Raw genomic sequence first — 19,662 nt, forward strand, 5'->3', positions numbered from 1 at the left:
AACTGATTGACCACCAGCTCGGCGCCTCTTACAACACGTCTTTATATCTATATTTGCATATTAGAAGCACAAAACAATAGTTTGCTTCCATAAGAAGCCCCTCTACATTCGCCGCCATGCATGAATTGGCGTTTGTCTTTGCGGGTTTCGCGGTGGGTCTGATCGTCGGACTCACTGGCGTGGGCGGTGGCTCGCTGATGACGCCGATCCTCATCTTCTTTTTCGGCATCAAGCCCCACATGGCCGTAGGCACCGATTTGCTGTTTGCGGCCTTCACCAAGATGGGCGGCACCGTCAGCCTGGCCCGCCAGCGCCTGGTGCCCTGGAAAGTGGTGGGCCAACTGTGCGCAGGCAGCATTCCGGCCGCCCTGCTGGCGCTGTGGGCGCTGCGCACCCTGGGCCCGGCCAGCGCCACCGCGCAGCGCATCATGACCACCACGCTGGGCTTTGCCCTGCTGCTCACGGCCGCTGCCACGCTCTACAAGGCGATTGTTTTTTCTGCCCAGCGCCAGGCCGCCCAAAACGCCGCACGCAAGGCCCACACCGGCGACGTCACCCGCCCCCGCCACTGGAGCCTGCCCGTGCTGCTGGGCGCGGTGATCGGCACGCTGGTCACCTTCACCTCGGTGGGCGCGGGCGCCATCGGCGTCACCGTGCTGCTGCTGGTGTACCCCCTGCTGCCGCTGCCGCGCATCATCGGTGCCGACATTGCCTACGCCGTGCCGCTGACCCTGGTGGCGGGTCTGGGCCATGCATCGCTCGGCTCGGTGGACTGGCCTTTGCTTGCACAATTGCTGGCTGGCTCGCTGCCGGGCATCTGGCTGGGCTCGCGCCTGGTCAGCCGCACCCCTGAGCGCCTTATCCGCTCTGCCCTTTCTCTGTTGCTCGCCTGGGCGGGCTTCAAACTGATTCTGATCTGAGTGCTCCACGATGTACCAATACACCGACTTTGACCGCCAATTCATCCGCCTGCGCGCCGAGCAGTTCCGCGACCAGCTCGAACGCTGGCAAGCGGGCAAGCTGACCGAAGAGCAGTTCCGCCCCCTGCGCCTGCAAAACGGCTGGTACGTGCAGCGCTACGCCCCCATGCTACGCGTGGCCGTGCCCTACGGCGAGCTGTCCAGCACGCAACTGCGCGTGCTGGCGCGCGTGGCCCGCGAATACGACCAGCCCGAGCCCGCCCTGCTGGCCGAGGCCCAGGCCACGCAAGAAAAGCTGGGCGACATTCCGCTGGCCGACGGCCGCCGCATTGGCACCAAGCTGAAGTACGGCTACGGCCACTTCACCACGCGCACCAACGTGCAGTACAACTGGATTCCGCTGTCCAAGGCCGCTGACGTGATGGACCTGCTGGCCACCGTGCAGCTGCACGGCATCCAGACCAGCGGCAACTGCATCCGCAACATCAACAGTGACGCACTGGCCGGCATCGCCGCCGACGAGATTGCCGACCCCCGGCCGTTTTGCGAAATCCTGCGCCAATGGAGCACGCTGCACCCCGAGTTCTCATTCCTGCCCCGCAAGTTCAAGATCTCGATCAACGGTGCGCGCGAAGACCGCGCCGCTTTGGGCTGGTACGACGTGGGCCTGCAACTGGTGAAGAACGACGCGGGCGAGCTGGGCTTCAAGGTGCGCGTGGGTGGCGGCATGGGCCGCACGCCCACCATCAGCCCGGTGCTGCGCGAGTTCCTGCCCTGGAACCAGCTCATGAACTACCTGGAAGCCGTGATCCGCGTCTACAACCGCTACGGCCGCCGCGACAACAGCTGGAAGGCGCGCATCAAGATTCTGGTGAAGGCCGAAGGCCAGGCCTACATCGACCAGGTGAATGAAGAGTTCCGCCAGATCGTCGAGGACGAAGGCGGCCCGCACACCATCACCCAGGCCGAATACGACCGCGTGGCCGCGAACTTCCGCGAGCCCGAGCTGGACCTGTCACCCGCCAACGCCGAAGCCGAAACGCTGGAGCTGCTGCGCACCGCCGCCAGCGACGACCGCGACTTTGGTCGCTGGCTCACCAGCAACGTGCTGCCACACCGCCACCCGCAACTGCGCGCCGTGATGCTGTCGTTCAAGCGCCTGGGCTACGCGCCGGGCGATGCCACGGCCGAGCAGATGGAAGCCGCTGCCGAGCTGGCCGACCGTTTCTCGGGCGGCGAAGCCCGCGTGACGCACGAGCAAAACCTGCTGCTGCCCTGGGTGCGCCGCGACCAGTTGCCCGCGCTGTACCAGGCCGCCAAGGCACTGGGCCTGGCCAAGCCCAACATCGGCCTGCTCACCGACATGATTGCCTGCCCCGGCGGCGACTTCTGCTCGCTGGCCAACGCGCGCAGCCTGCCGATTGCCGAAACCATCACCGAGCGCTACCAGGACCTGGACGAGCTGTGGGACCTGGGCGAAATCGACCTGCACATCAGCGGCTGCATCAACAGCTGCGGCCACCACCACAGCGGCCACATCGGCATCCTGGGCGTGGACAAGGACGGCAAGGAGTGGTACCAGATCACCCTGGGCGGCGCCGATGGCTCCGATCTGTCGGGCCCTGCCACGCCGGGCAAGATCATCGGCCCCTCGTTCAGCGCCGCCGAAGTGCCGGGCGTGATCGAAGCCTTGCTGAACACCTACCGCACCGAGCGCCAGCCGCTGGCCGATGACGCGCAAGGCCCACGCTACGAAAACTTCATCGACACCGTGCGCCGCGTGGGCCTGGAGCCCTTCAAAGCCGCCGCCAACGCCGCCCGCCGCCCCGCTGAAACCGAAACCGCCTGAGGGTTTATCACTATGAAAATAATAGCTGCTCACGAGCACCAGCCAAGCCCTGAAGGCCTGAAAGTCATTGAACTGCCCAACGACGCCAACCCGTTCGAGCTGGACTTGGCGGGCGTGGACCGCATTGACCTGCAGTTCCCCAAGTTCACCGACGGCCGGGCCTTCAGCCAGGCCCGCCTGCTGCGCGGCCGCCTGAAGTTTGCGGGCGAGCTGCGCGCCACCGGCGACGTTCTGATCGACCAGCTGGTGCAGATGGCCCGCTGCGGCTTTGACGTGGCCGTGCTGCGCGAAGGCCTGGACATGGCCGATGCCCAGCGCCAGTTCGACCGCTTCAAGGGCTTCTACCAGGGCGACGTGACCGAGCCGCTGCCCCACTTCCGAAAGGCAGCATGACCATGGGCCACATCGACCTCACCGCCGTCAACGCCGACCTGGGCCGCAACGCGCCCGCCCTGGTGGAATGGGCCCTGGGCCTGGGCAAGACCAGCATCGTCACTACGAACTTCCGGCCTTTTGAAGCCGTGATCCTGCACATGGTCACGCAAGTGAACCCCAAGGTGCCCGTGGTGTGGATGGACAACGGCTACAACACCGAAGCCACCTACCGCTTTGCCGACGAGGTGACGAAGCAGCTGGGGCTGAACCTGAAGATCTACCTGCCCCTGCGCTCGCGCGCCCATCGCGAGGCGGTGGAAGGCCCCACGCCCGCATTGGACGACCCACGCCACGCCGCCTTCACCGCCGAAGTGAAGCTTGAACCCTTTGCCCGCGCCCTGCGCGAGACCGCACCGCAAGTCTGGTTCACCGCCCTGCGCGCTACCGACACCGCCGTGCGCGCCCAGATGAACCCGGTCAGCATCAACCCTGACGGCCTGATCAAGGTCGCCCCGCTGCTGCACTGGTCGTCCAAAGACCTGCACGAGTACTGCGTGAAGCACGGCCTGCCCAACAACTTCGACTACGTGGACCCGACCAAGGGTGAAGACAACCGCGAGTGCGGCTTGCACCTCGCCCACTGACCCCCAGGCCCGACCATGAACGCCCGCACCGACTCAGCGCTGCTTGAGAAAACCAACAACATGAGCTACCACCTCAACAACTCGCACCTCGACGCCCTGGAAGAAGAAACCATCTTCATCCTGCGCGAAGTCGCCGCCGCCTTCGAGCGCCCCGCCCTGCTGTTCTCGGGCGGCAAGGATTCCTTGGTCATGCTCAAGTGCGCCGAAAAGGCCTTTGGCGCGGGCCGCATTCCGTACCCGCTCTTGATGATCGACACGGGCCACAACTTCCCGGAAGTGACGGACTTCCGCGACTTCCGCGCGAAGGAACTGGGTGCTGAACTGATCGTACGCAGCGTGGAGGATTCGATGGCGCGCGGCACCGTGCGCCTGGCGCACCCCGGCGAATCACGCAACGTGCACCAGTCCGTCACGCTGCTCGAAGCGATTGAAGAATTCCGCTTTGACGCGCTGATCGGCGGCGCCCGCCGCGACGAAGAAAAGGCGCGCGCCAAGGAGCGCATCTTCAGCCACCGCGACAGCTTCGGCCAATGGCAGCCCAAGGCCCAGCGCCCCGAGCTGTGGACGCTGTTCAACACCCGCCTGCAACCCGGCGAGCACTTCCGCGTGTTCCCCATCAGCAACTGGACCGAGCTGGACGTGTGGCAGTACATCGACCGCGAGCAGATCGGCCTGCCCAGCATCTACTACACGCACAAGCGCCAGGTGGTGGACAAGAAGGGCCTGCTGATGCCGGTGACCGAGCTGACTCCCGCGCGTGAAGGCGACGTGGTCGAAACGCGCGACGTGCGCTTCCGCACCGTGGGCGACATCACCTGCACCGCACCGGTGGAAAGCACCGCCGCTACCCCGGCCGAGATCGTCATCGAGACCCTGGCCGCCGACGTGAGCGAGCGTGGCGCCACGCGCATGGATGACAAGACCAGCGACGCGTCGATGGAAAAGCGCAAGAAGGACGGTTATTTCTGATGACAAACACTACCAATTCAATAGCTGCTAGCGCTTATCCAGCAAGCGCTGGAGCCCAAAATGACCATATCTCCGCCCTCAAGTTCATCACCTGCGGCAGCGTGGACGATGGCAAGAGCACACTGATTGGCCGCCTCCTGGTAGACAGCAAGGCCGTGCTGCAAGACCACCTGGCGGGCGTGCAGCGCCAGGGTGAAACCGACCTGGCCCTGCTGACCGACGGCCTCAGCGCCGAGCGCGAGCAAGGCATCACCATCGACGTGGCCTACCGCTACTTCGCCACCGAAGAGCGCAAGTTCATCATTGGCGACGCGCCCGGCCACGAGCAGTACACCCGCAACATGGTGACGGCCGCCAGCAGCGCCGACGCCGCCGTGGTGCTGGTCGATGCCACCAAGCTCGACTGGAAGAACCCCAGCCTGGCCCTGCTGCCGCAAACCCGCCGCCACAGCCTGCTGGTGCACCTGCTGCGCGTGCATTCGCTGGTGTTTGCCGTGAACAAGCTGGACGCGGTGGAAGACCCCGCGCTGGCCTGGAAGCACATCCAGGGCGCGCTGCAAGCCTTTGCCCAGGCCGCGGGCATCTCCGTACGTGCCACGGTGCCGGTGTCGGCTCTCAAGGGCTGGAACGTGGTCGATGCCCATGCAGGCTGGTGCGGCTACACCGGCCCCACGCTGCTGCAAGTGCTGGAAGAGCTGCCCAACACCCCAGCCGACACAGCGCTGGCCCCCGCCTTCCCCGTGCAGTGGGTCGAAAAGTTCTCGTCCTCATCCGACACCAGCCAGGGCCGCCGCGTGTTCTGGGGCCGTGTGGCTGCGGGCACCTTCGCGCCCGGCACCGCCGTGCAGATCTTCCCCAGCGGCCAGCTCGCCACAGTGGCCCAGGTGCTGGACCACGCCCGCCGCCCCAAGGACGTGCCCGCAGGCACCAGCGCCGGCATCATCCTCGACCGCGAGGTGGATGTCTCGCGCGGCGACTGGATTCTGGCCGCGCCCACCGCCGCCGCAGCGCCCGCTGCTGACGACGACTTTGGCGACACCCCCGCCGCCACCCCGGCTTGGCCTGCCAGCCGCGAGTTGCGCACCACCATCGCCTGGATGGACGACGAACCGCTGGTCGCGGGCCGCGTGTACTGGGCGCTGCATGGCCACCGCTGGGTCAAGGCCAAGGTCAAGGCCGTGGTGCACAAGCTCAACATCAACACCCTGGCCGAAGAAGCCGCCACACAGCTCGACCCCAACGCCATTGGCCATGTGGAGCTGCTGCTGCAAGAGGCCATTCCCGCCGCTCCATTCACCCAGGCCCGCGTGCTGGGATCGCTCATCCTGGTGGACACCGCCAGCCACAAGACCGCTGGCGCGGTGCTGGTGAACTGACCCAGCGCAATAAAAAAATGCCCTGAGTCCCCCTTGCGGGCTCAGGGGCCCTCTCAACCCGCGCGGTGAAAGCCTTAAAATCGCGGGTTTTTACCGACCGACCCACACACCCTCTGCCATGACCCACGTCGTCTCCGAAAACTGCATCAAGTGCAAGTACACCGATTGTGTGGACGTGTGCCCCGTGGACTGCTTCCGCGAAGGCCCGAACATGCTCGTCATCGACCCCGATGAGTGCATCGACTGCGCCGTGTGCATTCCCGAGTGCCCTGCCAACGCCATCTTTGCCGAAGAAGACCTGCCGGCAGACCAGATCGCCTTCATCAAGATCAACGCCGAGCTGGCCTTTGCCGATGGTTGGAAGAGCATCACCAAGCGCAAGCCCGCTTTGCCCGACGCCGACGAATGGAACGGCAAGCCCGGCAAGATCGCTGACCTGGTCAAGTAATGCCCGCTGGCGCTGCCCGCCGCTGCACCGCCCTTTGCCAGAGCATGGCAATGGCGCAGCGGCATGACTCGGCAGTGCCATCTTCCAGCGGGTTCCAGCATCCTCTGCCCCGCCCATGATTCAAGAAACCGATGTCGTCGTCATCGGTGCAGGCCCGGTGGGCCTGTTCCAGGTGTTCCAGCTGGGCCTGCAAGGCCTGTCCGCCCACATCATTGACGCGCTGCCCTACGCGGGCGGCCAATGCGTGGAGCTGTATGGCGACAAACCCATTTACGACATTCCCGGCGTGCCCGTGTGCACCGGGCGCGAACTGGCTGCCCTGCTGCAGCAGCAAGTCGCCCCCTTCCAGCCCCAGTGGCACCTGAACACGCAGGTGGCTGCTCTGCAACCGCAGGCAGACACCGGGCGCTTTCACGTCACCACCGCCCAAGGCACCACCTTGAGTGCCCGCGCAGTGTTCATCGCGGCGGGCGTGGGCGCGTTCGTGCCCAAGGCCCTCAAGCTGGACGGCATAGACCGGTTTGTGGGGACCCAACTGCATTACACACGGCTACCTGCCGCGGCATCGCTCAAAGACCAGCGGCTGGTGGTGCACGGCGGTGACGATGCGGCCGTGGCCTGCGCGGTGGAAGCCGCAACTGCCGGGCAAGCCGCCAGCGTGACGCTGCTGTACCGGCGCGATGTCTTCAACGCCACGCCCGAAGCGCTGGCACAGTTGCAGGCCCTGCGCAATGCCGGCCGCATCCAGGTGGTCGTGGGCCAACCCACAGGCATGGACTGCGCCGGCGAGCGGCTGACCGCGCTGCACATCACCACCCCGCAAGACACCACCGTGTCGCTGCCACTGGATTTACTGGTGGTAGCCCTTGGCGTATCACCCCGGCTCGGCCCGATTGCCGATTGGGGCCTGGCCATGGAGCGCAAACAACTGGTGGTAGACACCGCCACCTTTGCCACCAGCGTGCCCGGCATCTACGCGGTGGGCGACATCAACACCTACCCCGGCAAGCGCAAGCTGATCGTCTGCGGCTTTCACGAAGCCACCCTGGCCGCCTTTGCTGCGGCGGAAGCATTGAGCGGCAAGCCTGTGGCGCTGCAGTACACCACCAGCAGTACGCGTCTGCACCAGTTGCTGCGGGTGGGGTCAGCCGCGACTGTGAACGGTTGAAGACGGCAAGGAGCGGACCTAACCCTAGGATCGGATTAATAGGTTACCGCACGTTGCTTTAGCATCGATGTATGAACCGAGAACCTAGCCAAGATCTCGCCCGCGACGCGGTGCTGTTTGGTGATTTACGCAATCTGACCAAACTGAAGGAAGTTCAGCGGCCGACTGAAGACGACGTACGAGTACATTCGGCTTCTGTCAGACGACTTTTGCTTGACGGGGAGCTTCCTGCGGCAGTGGGTCGTAGGAGGCTTCCACTCCTCTTTCACCCAGCTGATTCCAACCCTCTGCTCAGAGCTGCTCGGAACCACCGCGTTGCGGCGTTCTGTTTGTTGGGTGTGGAAGTGTTCGGCGTCCAGTTTGCAGGTGTGGCAATCAACAAGGGATCCCAAAGATTGGGGGATAGCTTCAATCCGGAAGCCCGTGTCCCTCTGAAACTTGATTCCTTTCTAAAGCAGACCATTGCGATGAGCCCACCACTCATATCGACGCACTCTGTAAATTCGCCCAAAGAAGTGAGACCAAGCGTCCTGCTGTCGCGACATGACATCCTGCTGTATGTCGCAAACAAGCTTGGCGGCGTTCACTACGATCCGATGCCGAAGGGGTACCTTTCTGAAGAGAAACTGCACGGGTTGGGACGATTGAGACGCGTGTTTCACATAGGGCTACCAGATGGGATTCCGACTATCGGTTTCGACCCGAGAACATTCGAAGAAGACCAATCTTCAACATTTGCATACGAGCCGGAGAAGATCGATGCTGTGTACCTTGAGTTCATTGCAGCGATCGAGTTGATTCTGAGCAGCCCGGAAGTATGCGCATTGCGTGCAGCTATCGCTAAAGATCTTGGAGTAACCCCTTGAGAGCTGGCAGTCTCAATGTGAGATTTCAGCTTGATCCCAAGATCTGGTTTCGTCTAACGCAATGTCCGCTCAGGACCTAAAGCTGTCGTCCAAATTTACTCATAACGAACACTCAATTTGCGTTACTCAAATCCAAACCGGCATGCAACACCACCCCGCTCAAACCACAAACCGCGTAGTCAACAAAATCACCACTGGCATCGTCACCAGCGCCAGCATGGTGGACACCGCCACGCTGGCGGTCACCTCGTCCTGGGCCACTTCGTAGCGCTGCGCGAACAGGAACACGTTGGCCCCCACGGGCAGCGATGCCGCCACGATCATCACGGCCAGGGGCAGTCCTGACAGGCCCAGGGCCCAGGCCATGGCGGCGAGCAGCAGCGGGTGAACGATGCACTTGGCCAAGGCGATGCGCAGTGCGCCCTTGAAATGGTGACCCACGCGGGTGAACACCAGCGTGACCCCCACCAGCAGCAGGGCCAACGGGCCCAGGGCCTGGCCCAGCAACTGCAGGGGTTTGTCGACCACCGGGGGCAGTACCAGCCCGGTCTGCGCAAACAACAGGCCGGCCAGGATGGGCAGTGGCACCGGGTGCAGCACACCGTTGCGCACGGCGCCCAGCACAGTGCGCCACATGGGGGGCTGCACTGCGTCTGACTGGCCTGCGTGTTCGCGCGCGGCGGCCAGTTCGAACACCACGGTGGCAGCGGTCAGCAAGATGAGCGAGTGCACCGAAATCAGGGTGAACAGGGTGACTAGGCCCGCATCGCCAAACACCAGGCCCACCAGAGGCACACCAATCATCAGAGTGTTGCTGAACGTGTTGGCCAGGGCCCGCGCCGCCGCCAGACGGTTGAAGCCTTGCCAGGCCAGGGTGGCGAAATACAAAACGCCGAACGCGGCGAAGTAGATGCCCACCGGGCCAAAGTTCAGATCTTCGATGTGCACGGTGCTCATGGTGCGAAACAGCAGCGCGGGCGACAGCACCATGAAGACGAGGTTGGACAGGTCTTTCACCGCGCTGGCGCGGATCCATTCCTGGCGGCCCGCCACAAAGCCGATGGCAATGAAAAGCACCACGGGAACCAGGGAAGCAATGACAGGAGAATTCAAGACAGCACGCCAGAAGGAAAAAAGAACAAGGACGGGAACAACAGAGTCAGCGCAGCAACGCTATTAATTTAATAGCTGCTTCCGCTTTATAAATAAGCGCCAGGGCCGATTTTCATATCAAACTCGGCAGCAAGACCTGCAGCCCCCAGCCCGTCAACGCGGTGGCCACCACCACCGCCCAGGGCGGCACCCGCCAGCGCAGCAGCGCAGCCAGCGCCACCAGCGCCAGGGCCACATCCGCCGCGCTGTGCAGCGCACTGGTGGCCACTGGCTGATACAGCGCGGCCAGCAGCAAGCCCACCACCGCTGCATTCACCCCGGCCAGCACACCCCGCGCCCAGGTCCGCTGGCGCAGCGGCGCCCACCAGGGCAGTGCGCCCGCCACCAGCAAAAAAGCCGGAAGAAAAATACCCAGAATGGCCAGCAGCGCCAAGCCTGCTCCGGCCCAGCCAGGCGCCATCGCCGCACCCAAAAAGGCAGCAAAGGTGAACAGCGGGCCTGGCACGGCCTGGGTGGCACCATAGCCCGCTAAAAATGCGTCGGCAGACACCCAGCCGGGCTCCACCACGGCCGACTGCAGCAGGGGCAGCACCACATGGCCGCCGCCAAACACCAGCGCACCGGCGCGGTAAAACGCATCCACTACCAAGAGCGCAGAAGCTGTGCCGTCTGCGGCGGGCGCCACGGCCACCGACCACGGCAGCACCACCAGCAGGGCGGCGAACACTGCCAACAGCGCCAGCCCCCCGCGACGCGAAAGAGGGACAGCCCAGGCGTCCCGCGCGTCGGTTACCGCACTCGGCACCGCATCAGCTTGCTTGCGGCCCCAGGCCCACCACCCCACCAAGCCTGCCCCCAACATAGCAGCCAACTGGCCCACTACACCCGGTTGCACCAAGGTAATGGCACAGGCGGCCAGCATCAACGCCACCCGCCCTGCCGTGGCACACAACCCGCGCGCCATGCCCCACACCGCCTGGGCCACCACAGCCACGGCCACCACCTTGAGGCCCTGCACCAACCCTGCAGGCATGCCAAACCCGCCCGCAGAAAACCCGAGGCCCAACAACGCCAGCGCCAAGGCCGACGGCAGCGTGAACCCTACCCAAGCTGCCAGCGCACCACCCCAGCCACCACGCATCAGCCCCAGCGCCATACCCACCTGGCTGCTGGCCGGGCCCGGCAAGAACTGGCACAGCGCCACCAGGTCTGCGTAGCTGTGCTCCGTGAGCCAACGGCGGCGCACCACAAACTCATCACGGAAGTAGCCCAGGTGGGCCACAGGCCCGCCAAACGAGGTCAACCCCAGGCGCAGGAACACCCAGAACACCTCCCAGGGAGTGGCAGGTGCAACGGCGGACGTGGACGGACTTGGTGTGACAGACATGGCGCGTAAAGACAAAAACCCACGCCCAGCGAAAGCCAGACGTGTTTGTGGGATGCGGGGCGCTACTCTGCCACAGCGATATGGCTGAGTGACGAAAAGGCGCTCGCCAGGCGCACCGAGCCACCCGCGCTACTGACACAGGCAACCAAGGACAAAGCCTGTGGCGCTTTCGCATTGATCACCCGAAAGGGGCTGCGCACGGGAAGATGCCTTCATCTCGATTAGTTGTGTGTTGTCGTACAACAAATTGAGATTAAACGACAATTTTTCTCTCAGAATCGCTCCATCCAACCTGTCTCGGGTGAAATCGGGCCATCAGTCAGCATCAGATTAAGTCAGCTTCTCCCTTGTAACCAGAGGCATCACATAGTGATTTCCCCCAGAAAAATCCCCTTGTGCTCAATGCCAGTCAGTTAAGAGCTGACTGGCATTTTTTTCGTTGGGAATTTGGAAGCGCGTTTTTTGACGACCCTTGGGAAGCTGCGCCCAGTGCGGCGTGGCCGCAGCACGAAGTGTCGCGATTGCGCCAACAGGGCTGCCAACTGCTTGGGCAAGGTGCCGGCAGAGTCCAGGCTGGGGACCGCCAGTAAGTTCACGATGGCGTAGCTGGCTGTGTGGAAGCTGATGCGCTGGGGCTCGACCTGGACGTGCGCTGCCATCTCGCGCATCCAGCGGCGCAGCAGCGTGTAGGCGATCAGCACACCCCACAGCTCCTGGCGCACCAGCGCGGGCTGCTTGCTGCGCAGCACCGGCTCACCCTCTTGCAGGGTCTGCTTGATCTCCCGGAACCCCAACTCGATCTCCCAGCGCTGGTGGTAGAGCTCGGCCAGCTCCTGCGCCGGATGCGTGCGGGGACACAGCAAGGATGTGATGAAGCGGCGCAGCCGTCCACCCACGCTCACCTCGATCAGGCGTGCCTGCCAGTGGCTGGGCAGATGCGGGTGTGCCTTGCGCGCTTGTGGGGACACCGGCATGCGGATCAGCGCATCGCCGCACGCCAGTTGCTGGACGATCTCATGGCGCAGATTGTCCCGCGCGCGCATCAACCAGTGGCGCTGCGTACCCGCAGCCTGCCAGTCCAACAAGAACGCTGCCGAGAAGTACGCTCGGTCAAACAGGGTCACCGAGTGATCCTCGCCGCGCAACTGCGCTGCCAGGCTCAATTCGCCGCAGTCCATGGCGCCGAGCTTGGCATCAAGCATCTCGTGGCTGTGTGTGTCCATCAGGCAAGTGGCGCGGATCTGCGGCCAGGGCGAGAGGCCATGCTGGTTGCTGCAGCTGCCCAGTTCGACTCGATTCTCAGGGGTGTCCGGCGCCGACCAGACCACACCATCCACAGCCAGCACGCGCAGTGGCTGGCGCACATTCACCGCAGGACGGCTCCAGGCTTGGGTCAGTAGAGCGAACAGCTCGGCCAGAGGCTCCTCGCCCAGGCGCTGGCGGGCTTGCACGCTGACACTCGGTGCAGGCGGCGCTTGTCCATCCAGGCTCAAATCCAGCTGCTGCACCACCTGCCACAGTGGCCGGTCGCGAAACAGCGCCAGTCCGATCACAAGCCACACGGCATGCTCGGCAGGCAGCTTGCGCCGGCGGATGGAGGCCTTGCCGCTGATCCCCAGCGCCTGCGCGATCCAGGCAGGGTCTATCAACGCGCTGAGCTGCTCGAGGCGATCAGGTACTCGGGGCAGGGTCTGGCGCAAGGCGTTTGCAAGCAGGCTCATCAAGCAAAAAAGGGAACGTGTTGAACACGTCCCCTTTTTACTGGATCAAGCCGCCTGCGGGCTTAACTGACTGGCATTGCCCTTGTGCTGGCTTTTTTCATGTTGTACGATGACCAACAACATTTTACCAACGGGAGACAATTCCATGACCATCCTTCGCCGCTCCGCCGTACTGGCCGGCTTTGCCCTGCTGGCCACGGCCAGCGCCTTTGCACAGAACGCGGCTGAATGGCCCAGCAAAACGGTGCGCATCATCGTGCCCTACCCGCCCGGCGGCAGCTCGGACATCATTGCGCGATCCATCAGCCAGGTGCTGTCGGAATCGCTCAAGCAAAGCGTGATCGTGGAAAACAAGGCAGGCGCCAACGGCAACCTGGGCGCCGACCTGGTGGCCAAGGCCGAGCCTGATGGCTACACGCTGCTGCTGTGCGACGTGGGCGCACTGGCTATCAGCCCGTCGGTGTACACCAAGCTGTCGTTCGACCCGTCCAAAGACCTGCGTGGCGTGACCATGCTGGCCTACTCGCCCCACCTGCTGGTGGTGCACCCCTCGGTGCCGGTGAACAACCTCAAGGAGCTGGTCGCCTATTCCAAAAAGAACGACCTGAACTTTGCCGTTACGGCCACAGGCAGCGCACCGCACCTGGCTGGCTTGGCGCTGGAGCGCGCCAGTGGCGCACGCTGGCAGTACATCCCCTACAAGGGCGGTGTCACCGCCATTCAAGACACCGTGGCCGGGCAAACCCAGGTGCTGATGAACGGCATGCTGGCCACCCTGCCCCAGGTGCAAAACGGCAAGCTCAAGGTGCTGGGCGTTTCCAAGTCCACCCGCATGCCGCTGATTGGCGACGTGCCCACCATTGCCGAGCAAGGCATCCCGGGCTATGAATCGGGCACTTGGCAAGGCGTGCTGGTGCCACGCGGCACGCCCGAAGCCGTGGTGCAAAAGCTCAACAAGGCGCTCATCACGGCCATCCGCGCGCCAGAAATCCGCTCGCGCCTGGCGGGCCAGGGGGCCGAGGTGGTCACCATGACGCCGGCCGAACAAGACCAGTTCTTCACCAAGGAGCGGGCACGTTGGGCCAGCGTGGTCACGGCCGCCAAGATCAAGCTCGACTGACGCACGCAGCCAGGGCCGCGGCGCCAGGCTGCGGCCCTGCACTGCACAAGAAGTGGCAAGGGTGCCGCATCCATCACAATGGAAAGCCTGCACGCCTTGCCTTGCCGAGAGCTGCTGCCCCAACTCCCCTGGCGTGGTTAGCCAGGGCTGCTTCGCTGAGTTGGGTGAGCGCTCAGACGGGCAAAGGCAATGAACTCTCACCTTTTTGCCCCATGACATCCAGCCCCCCTCTCACCCTGGACATGCCCGCCCCCACGGCTGGCGAACTCAAAGCCGCACGCATCGCCGCAGGCCTGAGCCAAGTGCAGGCGGCCGAGTTGATGGGCTACCCGGTGCAGCAGGGCAGCCGGGGCGGCCTGCAGTCCCGCACCTGGCAAGCCCTGGAAAGCGAAACCGACGAGCGCACCATGCAAGGCCCCGTCTTCGCCATGTTTTTGCTGCTGACGGGGCAGCACCCCACGCATGCGCTGGTCCAAAACACCTAGCCCACCCCACCAGGGCCCGTGCACGCCACAGGCCCCGGTCTTCATCAGAACGCCACTTTCACGCCCACGGTGATGTTGCGTCCCATCAGCGGCGCAGCGGTTTTGATGAACGAGGTGTGGGCGTAGGCCAGGCGGTCGGTCAGGTTGTTGCCCTTGACGTACAACTGCCAGGGCGAGCCGTTGGCCAGCTTGCCGTGGTAGGCGGCGCCCAGGTTCAGCATGCCGTAGCCAGGGGTGGCGGTTTCAAACCCGGCCACGCGGTTTTGGCGGGCCACTTGCACCCATTCCACTTGGCCCTCCCAGGCCTGCCAGTTGGCATCGAGCCGCAAGCCAGCGCGGGCGGCCGGTATGCGCGGCAGGTTGCCGCCTCCGTCGAGCTTGGCGCGCACAGTGTCGCCAAACAGCGTGATGCCCAGGTTGCGCGTGAGGGCCTGGCGCACTTGGCCCTCGATGCCGGTGAAGGTGGCATCGGCCTGGCTGTACTGCAGCAGTTGCAGGGCATCCAGCGCATCGAGCGTGCGGCCGTAGATGTAGTTGTGGATCTTGTTGTGGAACACGCTCACACCAAATGTGGTGTCGCCGCTGGTCTTCTTCAGGCTCACGTCGATGTTTTGCGAAATCTCTGAACGCAGATCAGCGTTGCCCCGCTCGTAGGTGCTGGTGGCCATGTGCAGGCCCCGGGCGTACAGCTCTTCGGCCGACGGCGCACGGCTGGCGCGGGTGAACGAGGTACCCACCTGGTAGCCAGGCGTGAAGCGCCACACCGCGCCCAGCGATGCCGAGGTGCCGTTATGGCTGCGCTCGATGCCCGTGGTCTGCGCCTCGGCCGTCTGGCGGTCATGGCGCAGTGCGCCTTCAAAACGCCAGTTGCCCAGGCGGTATTCCTCCAGCACAAACAGGCCCACCTTGCGGGTAACGGTGGGCTGCACGTAAGCCTCTTCCCCTTCGGCGCTGAACTTGCGCTGCGAGGTCTGCAACCCCACCACGCCCTTGAACCCGGCGATAGGCTCGTGCTGCAACTCCACGCGGGTGTCATAGGCCTTGTTCTTGAACGTGGTGCTGATGGCGCCGTCTTCGACCTCGTCGTGCACATAGTCGGTCACGCCCGCACGCAGGCGCAGGGCCGAGAAGCCTGCGAACGGGTTGCGCAGCTCGCCGCGCACGTCAAAGCGTTCGCTGCGCAGATCCACCACGGGCACATCGCCATGGTCGTGACCTTCGTGGTCATGGTCATGGCCATCGTCTTCGCCCGCATGAGCCTCGCAATGCAGATGGTCGCCATGGGTGTGGCAGCCGTCAAAACTGTGGTTGTGCCCCGGCAGGCCGTACTTGGCCGTCTGGCGCGTGTAGGCCGCGCCCAGGTAGCCGCGCTCGCCCACCCACGACAGCCCCACGCTGCCCGTGTCGGTGCGGTTGAAGCTGCCCGGCACCTTGCGGGTGGCCTCGCCCTCAGGCGCCCAGCCCTTGCCCACGCGGTAGTCGCCCGCGTCGCGGGCCACGCCCTCCACATGCACCGCCAGGTTGCCTGCTCCACCGGTCAGCGATAAAGCACCCGCCCCCTCACGGGCGCCTGTGTTGGCGCGCAACTCGGCGCTGCCTTCGTAGCCTTTTTGCGGGATGGCCGTGGGCACCTTGCCATCGAGCACATTGACCACGCCGCCCACGGCACCGTTGCCGTACACCAGGGCCGACGGGCCGCGCAGCACTTCGATCTGCGTGGCCAGCATGGGCTCGGACACCACCGCGTGGTCGGGGCTGATGGTGGAGGCATCGTGCAGCTCGGCACCGTCGCTGAGCACGCGCACGCGCGGGCCGTCCATGCCGCGAATGATGGGGCGGCTGGCCCCGGCGCCAAAGTGGCTGCTGGTGATGCCGGGCTCGCTGCTCAGCGTCTCGCCCAGCGTGGCCTCGCGGCGGCGCACCAGTTCGTCACCTTCGAGCACGGTCACGGGCGTGGTCATCTCGCCCGCACCCAGCTGCAGGCCGCTGGCAGAGACAGTGACGGAAGGCAGGCTGGCTTCGGCGGCAGCGGCAGGCGCGGTGGCCTGGGTCTGGGCCAGCGCCGAGCCCCCTGCAGCCAGCAAAGCAACGGCCAGGGCCACGGGGCGCAGGGCAAGGCGGCGCGAGGCCAATGTGGAATAAATCATGAGAAACCTTGGAGGTAAAAAATCAGAGGCGAACAAGGCAGACGCTGCGACGCACCATGCGCAGCAACCCAGGCGGGCACGGCCGGCCAGCCCTGCAAAGATTGAGACAAAAATGCACGCTAGCGCTTTCCAGTCAAGCGCTAGCAGCTATCAAATCAGGAGTAAATAACGCACTGACAACCAGCGTGCGTCACGCGCCGATCTGGCTGTGGGAAGACAGCGAACAGGTCAGCCAGCAGCCGAGCCCCCACAGCCACAGCAGCCGAGGCCAGCGACGCGGTTCAGGCCCGCAGGGCTACAGGCGGGGCGCGTGCCTGGAACAGGGCCCGGTGCAGCACCCACCCGTGCTGCACCAAACCCATCGGGGCGTGGTGGGTGCTGGGGACGGCGGGCAAGCCCGGCGCAGGGGCCAGCAGGCCATCGGCCAGGGCCAACTGATCCAGCAGCAGACAGTCCAGCCCGCTGTTATGGGCGGGCAGCAGGGATTCGATCAGCGCGACTGCGGCTGGTGCCACCTGCGCACGGGCATGGGGGTGCGCAGCATCGCCCGTATGCGCAAGCCCCTGGATGGGCACCGTGCGGTGGTCGCCAGAATGCAGCGCCTGGTGCACCCGGCCCAGGGTGGGCACCCATGCCAGGGCCAGCAGCAGGCAGGCCAGCCAGACTGCCTGCCATGCGCGCGCACCAGCACGCGGGCGCGCGGCGGTGCACGCACGCTGGCGGGGCCGTGGCAAAGGCAGGGGCATGGCAGATGAAAGGCGGAGAGACTTCAGCAGCAACACACAGGGCAACGGGGAATCGCTGCAGCCCGTTACTTCACGGGCACCGCCTCCACCAGGCGGTAGAACAGGCCGTAGGGGTCGTTGGGCAGCACGTTGAACTTGCCTTCGACCACCACGGGTTCCAGCGAATAGCGCACGGGGGTCTTGGCTTTGACTTCGACCATGCTCTCAGGCCCGCCGGGAATGCAGAACGAGCAGGTCAAGGGCACGGAGGTGAGCAAAAAATGCTTTTGCGTGGGTTTGGCATCCATGGGCACCATGAAGCCCTGGATGCGCTGCACCGTCTGGTGCATACCCTGCTGCTGCGCGTTGAACACGGGCAGCACAGCGTTGGCCGTGGTTTTCTTGGTCAGGTCGGTCAGCACCGACCAGGGCACCACATCACTTCGCACGGGCAGCGGCGCAATGGGGCTGTTGGGGCTGTGGTAACCGGCCCCGCTGCCCGCCACCGCTGGCTGCCCGTGGGTGCCGGGCGGCAGGGGTGAACTGAGCGCCGGAGTGCCTGCCGCGCCTGATGCCTGCGCCTGCACGCTGGCCGCCCCTGCCCCACCCACCACCACAGCACAGGCCAGCACAACGGCACGCCAACGCGCTGCCCCGAGGCTAGACGCATGGCAGGTGGCATGGGAGCAGGACAGCAGGCGGGGCATGGGCAGACTCTTCTTTCAATCAGCGAAAAAATCAGGCGACAGCGAGGCGCAGGCGTGAGGGACGCGCCTCAATGCGCGTGCTTCATGCCGCAGTATTTTCCGATGGCCAGGTTTTTGCAGGCCGCCTGCAGCTCTTTCATGCACACGGCTTCGCCCTTGCCGCCTTCCAGGCACTTGGCAGCGGCTTCATGGGCGGCGGCCATGGCGCGGTGGCGCTCGATGTCTTCCTTGGTCTGCTTGTCAGAGTGGGCCTGTGCCAGGGCGGCAGCGCTGGCCAGCAGCAAGGGGGCGACGCACAGGGCGGTCCAGAGTTTCTTCATGGTGATTCCTTTCAGGTGAGATCAACGAACAACAAAAAAACAAACACGGCACTTACAACACGGCATCAGGGCTGCACCAGCAGGTCGGCCACATCGGTGCGATAGGCCTGCATGGCCGGCAGCAGCGCTGCCAGTGCAGCCACCAGGCCCGCCAGCAGCGGCACACCGGCCTCTTCAGACAACCACACGGCGCCCGTCACAGGCAGCAGCCCTTGCGCCTGCAGCGCCCAGCCCAGGGCATGCGCCAGGCCGTGGCCCAGCAGCAAGCCCAGGGCGCAGGCCAGGGCCGCCAGCCACAGCGCTTCGCACAGCACCAGCCCGGCCACGCGGCCTGGCTGCGCGCCCAGCATGCGCAGCATGGCCAGGTCAAAGCGGCGCTCGCGCACGGCATTCCACAGCGCAATGAACACACTCAGCGCCGCCACGGCCAGCAGCACGCCGCCAAAGGCGCGCAGCACGTCGGCGCCCACGCCCAGCAGGCGTAGCAGGCGGGTCACTTCAATGGCTGGTGCGGCGGCCTGCATCGAGGTGTTGGCGTTGATGGCACGCGGCAACGACACAGCCGCCAGCGGCGTGCGGTAGCGCACCAGGGCCACGGTAACCTCGCGCTCTTGCTTCAGGATTTCCAGGTCTTCGGGGTCGTCGGCCGTGGCGGCTTCGTGCACCTGCCAGACCGATTCAGTGCTGGTAAGGATGAGCCGGTCGAGCACGCAGCCGCAGGGCGCCAGCACGCCGCTGACGCGGTAGGGGTGGTCGCCATGCGCATGCCCGCCCCCGCCCAGCCCGTGGCTGCCGATGAAGGTGGCCCCCACCAGGGGCTGGCCGGCATGGTCGGGCTTGACGATGCCGCGCGCTGCGCTGGCGCCCAGCACAGCGTCCATGGGCTGCTGCCACAGCGCGCCTTCGGCCAGGGTGGCGCGGTAGTGCGTTACGTAATCCGGCGTGGTGCCCACGATGCGATAGCCCTGGTAACTGTCACCCAGGCTGAGCGGCACCACCTGGGCCACCAGCGGGTTTTGCTGCAGCGCCTGCACCTCTTGCAGGGGGATGTTGCCCGTGGGCACGTCGATGTGGAACACCCCCGCCAGAATGAGCTGCAGCGGGCTGCCCTTGGCGCCCACCACCAGGTCAATACCTTCCAGGTCGCGCTCAAAAGCCCGGTCGAGCTGGGTGGACACCAGCAGCACCAGCGTGATGGCTGCCAGCCCCAGGGCCAGCAGCAACAGGTTGAGCGCCGCCGCCAGCGGCCGCGACCACAGATAACGCCATGCCAATGCGGCAATGCCAGTAAGTTAAGCAAAGGCCCTTCGGGGTCTTTGTTG

19 protein-coding genes are annotated in these 19,662 nt (G+C 65.0%); 11 read left to right on the forward strand and 8 right to left on the reverse strand.

Translation table 11 applies throughout. The annotated features are described in order from the left end of the window. Positions 1 to 116 precede the first annotated feature (116 nt). The 9 genes from BDD18_RS00495 (at position 117) to BDD18_RS00535 (ending at position 8,615) form a co-directional block, all read left to right on the forward strand. Complete coding sequence (locus BDD18_RS00495) at positions 117 to 920, forward strand: sulfite exporter TauE/SafE family protein (RefSeq protein ID WP_067511675.1); 804 nt, start codon at positions 117 to 119, stop codon at positions 918 to 920. A gap of 10 nt (positions 921 to 930) precedes the next feature. Beyond that, complete coding sequence (locus tag BDD18_RS00500; RefSeq protein ID WP_142080766.1) at positions 931 to 2,769, forward strand: nitrite/sulfite reductase; 1,839 nt, start codon at positions 931 to 933, stop codon at positions 2,767 to 2,769. Positions 2,770 to 2,781: 12 nt separating this feature from the next. After that, the gene (locus BDD18_RS00505; RefSeq protein WP_066787154.1) at positions 2,782 to 3,162 is read left to right on the forward strand and encodes a DUF934 domain-containing protein; all 381 of its coding nucleotides are present in this window, start codon (positions 2,782 to 2,784) and stop codon (positions 3,160 to 3,162) included. Between the two features lie 2 nt (positions 3,163 to 3,164). After that, the gene (locus BDD18_RS00510) at positions 3,165 to 3,788 is read left to right on the forward strand and encodes a phosphoadenosine phosphosulfate reductase domain-containing protein (protein WP_211360629.1); all 624 of its coding nucleotides are present in this window, start codon (positions 3,165 to 3,167) and stop codon (positions 3,786 to 3,788) included. A 15-nt stretch (positions 3,789 to 3,803) separates the two neighbouring features. Beyond that, a complete protein-coding gene (gene cysD / locus BDD18_RS00515; protein WP_067511677.1) occupies positions 3,804 to 4,757 on the forward strand; it encodes a sulfate adenylyltransferase subunit CysD in 954 nt (317 codons plus the stop codon). After that, a complete protein-coding gene (locus tag BDD18_RS00520) occupies positions 4,757 to 6,133 on the forward strand; it encodes a sulfate adenylyltransferase subunit 1 (protein WP_142080768.1) in 1,377 nt (458 codons plus the stop codon). The genes cysD and BDD18_RS00520 overlap by 1 nt, the downstream gene beginning before the upstream one ends. Before the next feature lie 118 nt (positions 6,134 to 6,251). Next, positions 6,252 to 6,581, forward strand: a complete 330-nt coding sequence (gene fdxA, locus BDD18_RS00525) for a ferredoxin FdxA (protein WP_142080771.1) — start codon at positions 6,252 to 6,254, stop codon at positions 6,579 to 6,581. A gap of 115 nt (positions 6,582 to 6,696) precedes the next feature. Then, positions 6,697 to 7,749, forward strand: a complete 1,053-nt coding sequence (locus tag BDD18_RS00530; protein ID WP_142080773.1) for an NAD(P)/FAD-dependent oxidoreductase — start codon at positions 6,697 to 6,699, stop codon at positions 7,747 to 7,749. A 71-nt stretch (positions 7,750 to 7,820) separates the two neighbouring features. Next, positions 7,821 to 8,615 carry a hypothetical protein gene (locus BDD18_RS00535; RefSeq protein WP_142080776.1) on the forward strand — a complete coding sequence of 265 codons (795 nt, stop codon included), beginning with the start codon at positions 7,821 to 7,823 and terminating at the stop codon, positions 8,613 to 8,615. A 159-nt stretch (positions 8,616 to 8,774) separates the two neighbouring features. On the opposite strand, the gene BDD18_RS00540 is transcribed toward BDD18_RS00535, so the two are convergent. From BDD18_RS00540 to BDD18_RS00550, 3 genes are all read right to left on the reverse strand, one after another. Continuing rightward, positions 8,775 to 9,728 carry an AEC family transporter gene (locus tag BDD18_RS00540; protein WP_142080778.1) on the reverse strand — a complete coding sequence of 318 codons (954 nt, stop codon included), beginning with the start codon at positions 9,726 to 9,728 and terminating at the stop codon, positions 8,775 to 8,777. 112 nt (positions 9,729 to 9,840) lie between these two features. Further along, on the reverse strand, positions 9,841 to 11,115 hold the full coding sequence (gene chrA / locus BDD18_RS00545) for a chromate efflux transporter (protein WP_142080781.1): 1,275 nt from the start codon (positions 11,113 to 11,115) through the stop codon (positions 9,841 to 9,843). A gap of 413 nt (positions 11,116 to 11,528) precedes the next feature. Further along, positions 11,529 to 12,836 carry an IS4 family transposase gene (locus tag BDD18_RS00550; protein ID WP_142080782.1) on the reverse strand — a complete coding sequence of 436 codons (1,308 nt, stop codon included), beginning with the start codon at positions 12,834 to 12,836 and terminating at the stop codon, positions 11,529 to 11,531. 145 nt (positions 12,837 to 12,981) lie between these two features. Here BDD18_RS00550 and BDD18_RS00555 point away from each other — a divergent pair, with 145 nt between their 5' ends. Continuing rightward, positions 12,982 to 13,956, forward strand: coding sequence for a Bug family tripartite tricarboxylate transporter substrate binding protein (locus BDD18_RS00555; RefSeq protein ID WP_142080784.1), 975 nt, complete (start codon positions 12,982 to 12,984; stop codon positions 13,954 to 13,956). A gap of 212 nt (positions 13,957 to 14,168) precedes the next feature. Continuing rightward, positions 14,169 to 14,441 carry a helix-turn-helix domain-containing protein gene (locus tag BDD18_RS00560; RefSeq protein ID WP_142080786.1) on the forward strand — a complete coding sequence of 91 codons (273 nt, stop codon included), beginning with the start codon at positions 14,169 to 14,171 and terminating at the stop codon, positions 14,439 to 14,441. 44 nt (positions 14,442 to 14,485) lie between these two features. Here BDD18_RS00560 and BDD18_RS00565 read toward each other — a convergent pair whose 3' ends face one another. From BDD18_RS00565 to BDD18_RS00585, 5 genes are all read right to left on the reverse strand, one after another. After that, positions 14,486 to 16,588, reverse strand: coding sequence for a TonB-dependent receptor domain-containing protein (locus BDD18_RS00565; RefSeq protein ID WP_142080789.1), 2,103 nt, complete (start codon positions 16,586 to 16,588; stop codon positions 14,486 to 14,488). A 281-nt stretch (positions 16,589 to 16,869) separates the two neighbouring features. After that, positions 16,870 to 17,334, reverse strand: a complete 465-nt coding sequence (locus BDD18_RS00570) for a hypothetical protein (protein ID WP_142080790.1) — start codon at positions 17,332 to 17,334, stop codon at positions 16,870 to 16,872. Positions 17,335 to 17,399: 65 nt separating this feature from the next. Then, positions 17,400 to 18,020: a DUF3299 domain-containing protein gene (locus tag BDD18_RS00575; RefSeq protein ID WP_044400620.1), complete on the reverse strand. Its 621-nt coding sequence runs from the start codon at positions 18,018 to 18,020 to the stop codon at positions 17,400 to 17,402. Between the two features lie 68 nt (positions 18,021 to 18,088). Continuing rightward, positions 18,089 to 18,340, reverse strand: a complete 252-nt coding sequence (locus BDD18_RS00580; protein WP_044400623.1) for a hypothetical protein — start codon at positions 18,338 to 18,340, stop codon at positions 18,089 to 18,091. Between the two features lie 65 nt (positions 18,341 to 18,405). Beyond that, complete coding sequence (locus BDD18_RS00585; RefSeq protein ID WP_142080792.1) at positions 18,406 to 19,623, reverse strand: FtsX-like permease family protein; 1,218 nt, start codon at positions 19,621 to 19,623, stop codon at positions 18,406 to 18,408. Positions 19,624 to 19,662 lie beyond the last annotated feature (39 nt).

It is taken from the genome of Acidovorax temperans (genome assembly GCF_006716905.1).
GTDB lineage: Bacteria > Pseudomonadota > Gammaproteobacteria > Burkholderiales > Burkholderiaceae_C > Acidovorax > Acidovorax temperans.

Excerpts from the sequence above, each read along its gene's own strand:
- BDD18_RS00495 (WP_067511675.1), top strand. The coding sequence starts at position 117 with ATGCATGAATTGGCGTTTGTCTTTGCGGGTTTCGCGGTGGGTCTGATC.
- BDD18_RS00500 (WP_142080766.1), top strand. The coding sequence starts at position 931 with ATGTACCAATACACCGACTTTGACCGCCAATTCATCCGCCTGCGCGCC.
- BDD18_RS00505 (WP_066787154.1), top strand. The coding sequence starts at position 2,782 with ATGAAAATAATAGCTGCTCACGAGCACCAGCCAAGCCCTGAAGGCCTG.
- BDD18_RS00510 (WP_211360629.1), top strand. The coding sequence starts at position 3,165 with ATGGGCCACATCGACCTCACCGCCGTCAACGCCGACCTGGGCCGCAAC.
- cysD (WP_067511677.1), top strand. The coding sequence starts at position 3,804 with ATGAACGCCCGCACCGACTCAGCGCTGCTTGAGAAAACCAACAACATG.
- BDD18_RS00520 (WP_142080768.1), top strand. The coding sequence starts at position 4,757 with ATGACAAACACTACCAATTCAATAGCTGCTAGCGCTTATCCAGCAAGC.
- fdxA (WP_142080771.1), top strand. The coding sequence starts at position 6,252 with ATGACCCACGTCGTCTCCGAAAACTGCATCAAGTGCAAGTACACCGAT.
- BDD18_RS00530 (WP_142080773.1), top strand. The coding sequence starts at position 6,697 with ATGATTCAAGAAACCGATGTCGTCGTCATCGGTGCAGGCCCGGTGGGC.
- BDD18_RS00535 (WP_142080776.1), top strand. The coding sequence starts at position 7,821 with ATGAACCGAGAACCTAGCCAAGATCTCGCCCGCGACGCGGTGCTGTTT.
- chrA (WP_142080781.1), bottom strand. The coding sequence starts at position 11,115 with ATGTCTGTCACACCAAGTCCGTCCACGTCCGCCGTTGCACCTGCCACT.
- BDD18_RS00550 (WP_142080782.1), bottom strand. The coding sequence starts at position 12,836 with ATGAGCCTGCTTGCAAACGCCTTGCGCCAGACCCTGCCCCGAGTACCT.
- BDD18_RS00555 (WP_142080784.1), top strand. The coding sequence starts at position 12,982 with ATGACCATCCTTCGCCGCTCCGCCGTACTGGCCGGCTTTGCCCTGCTG.
- BDD18_RS00560 (WP_142080786.1), top strand. The coding sequence starts at position 14,169 with ATGACATCCAGCCCCCCTCTCACCCTGGACATGCCCGCCCCCACGGCT.
- BDD18_RS00565 (WP_142080789.1), bottom strand. The coding sequence starts at position 16,588 with ATGATTTATTCCACATTGGCCTCGCGCCGCCTTGCCCTGCGCCCCGTG.
- BDD18_RS00570 (WP_142080790.1), bottom strand. The coding sequence starts at position 17,334 with ATGCCCCTGCCTTTGCCACGGCCCCGCCAGCGTGCGTGCACCGCCGCG.
- BDD18_RS00575 (WP_044400620.1), bottom strand. The coding sequence starts at position 18,020 with ATGCCCCGCCTGCTGTCCTGCTCCCATGCCACCTGCCATGCGTCTAGC.
- BDD18_RS00580 (WP_044400623.1), bottom strand. The coding sequence starts at position 18,340 with ATGAAGAAACTCTGGACCGCCCTGTGCGTCGCCCCCTTGCTGCTGGCC.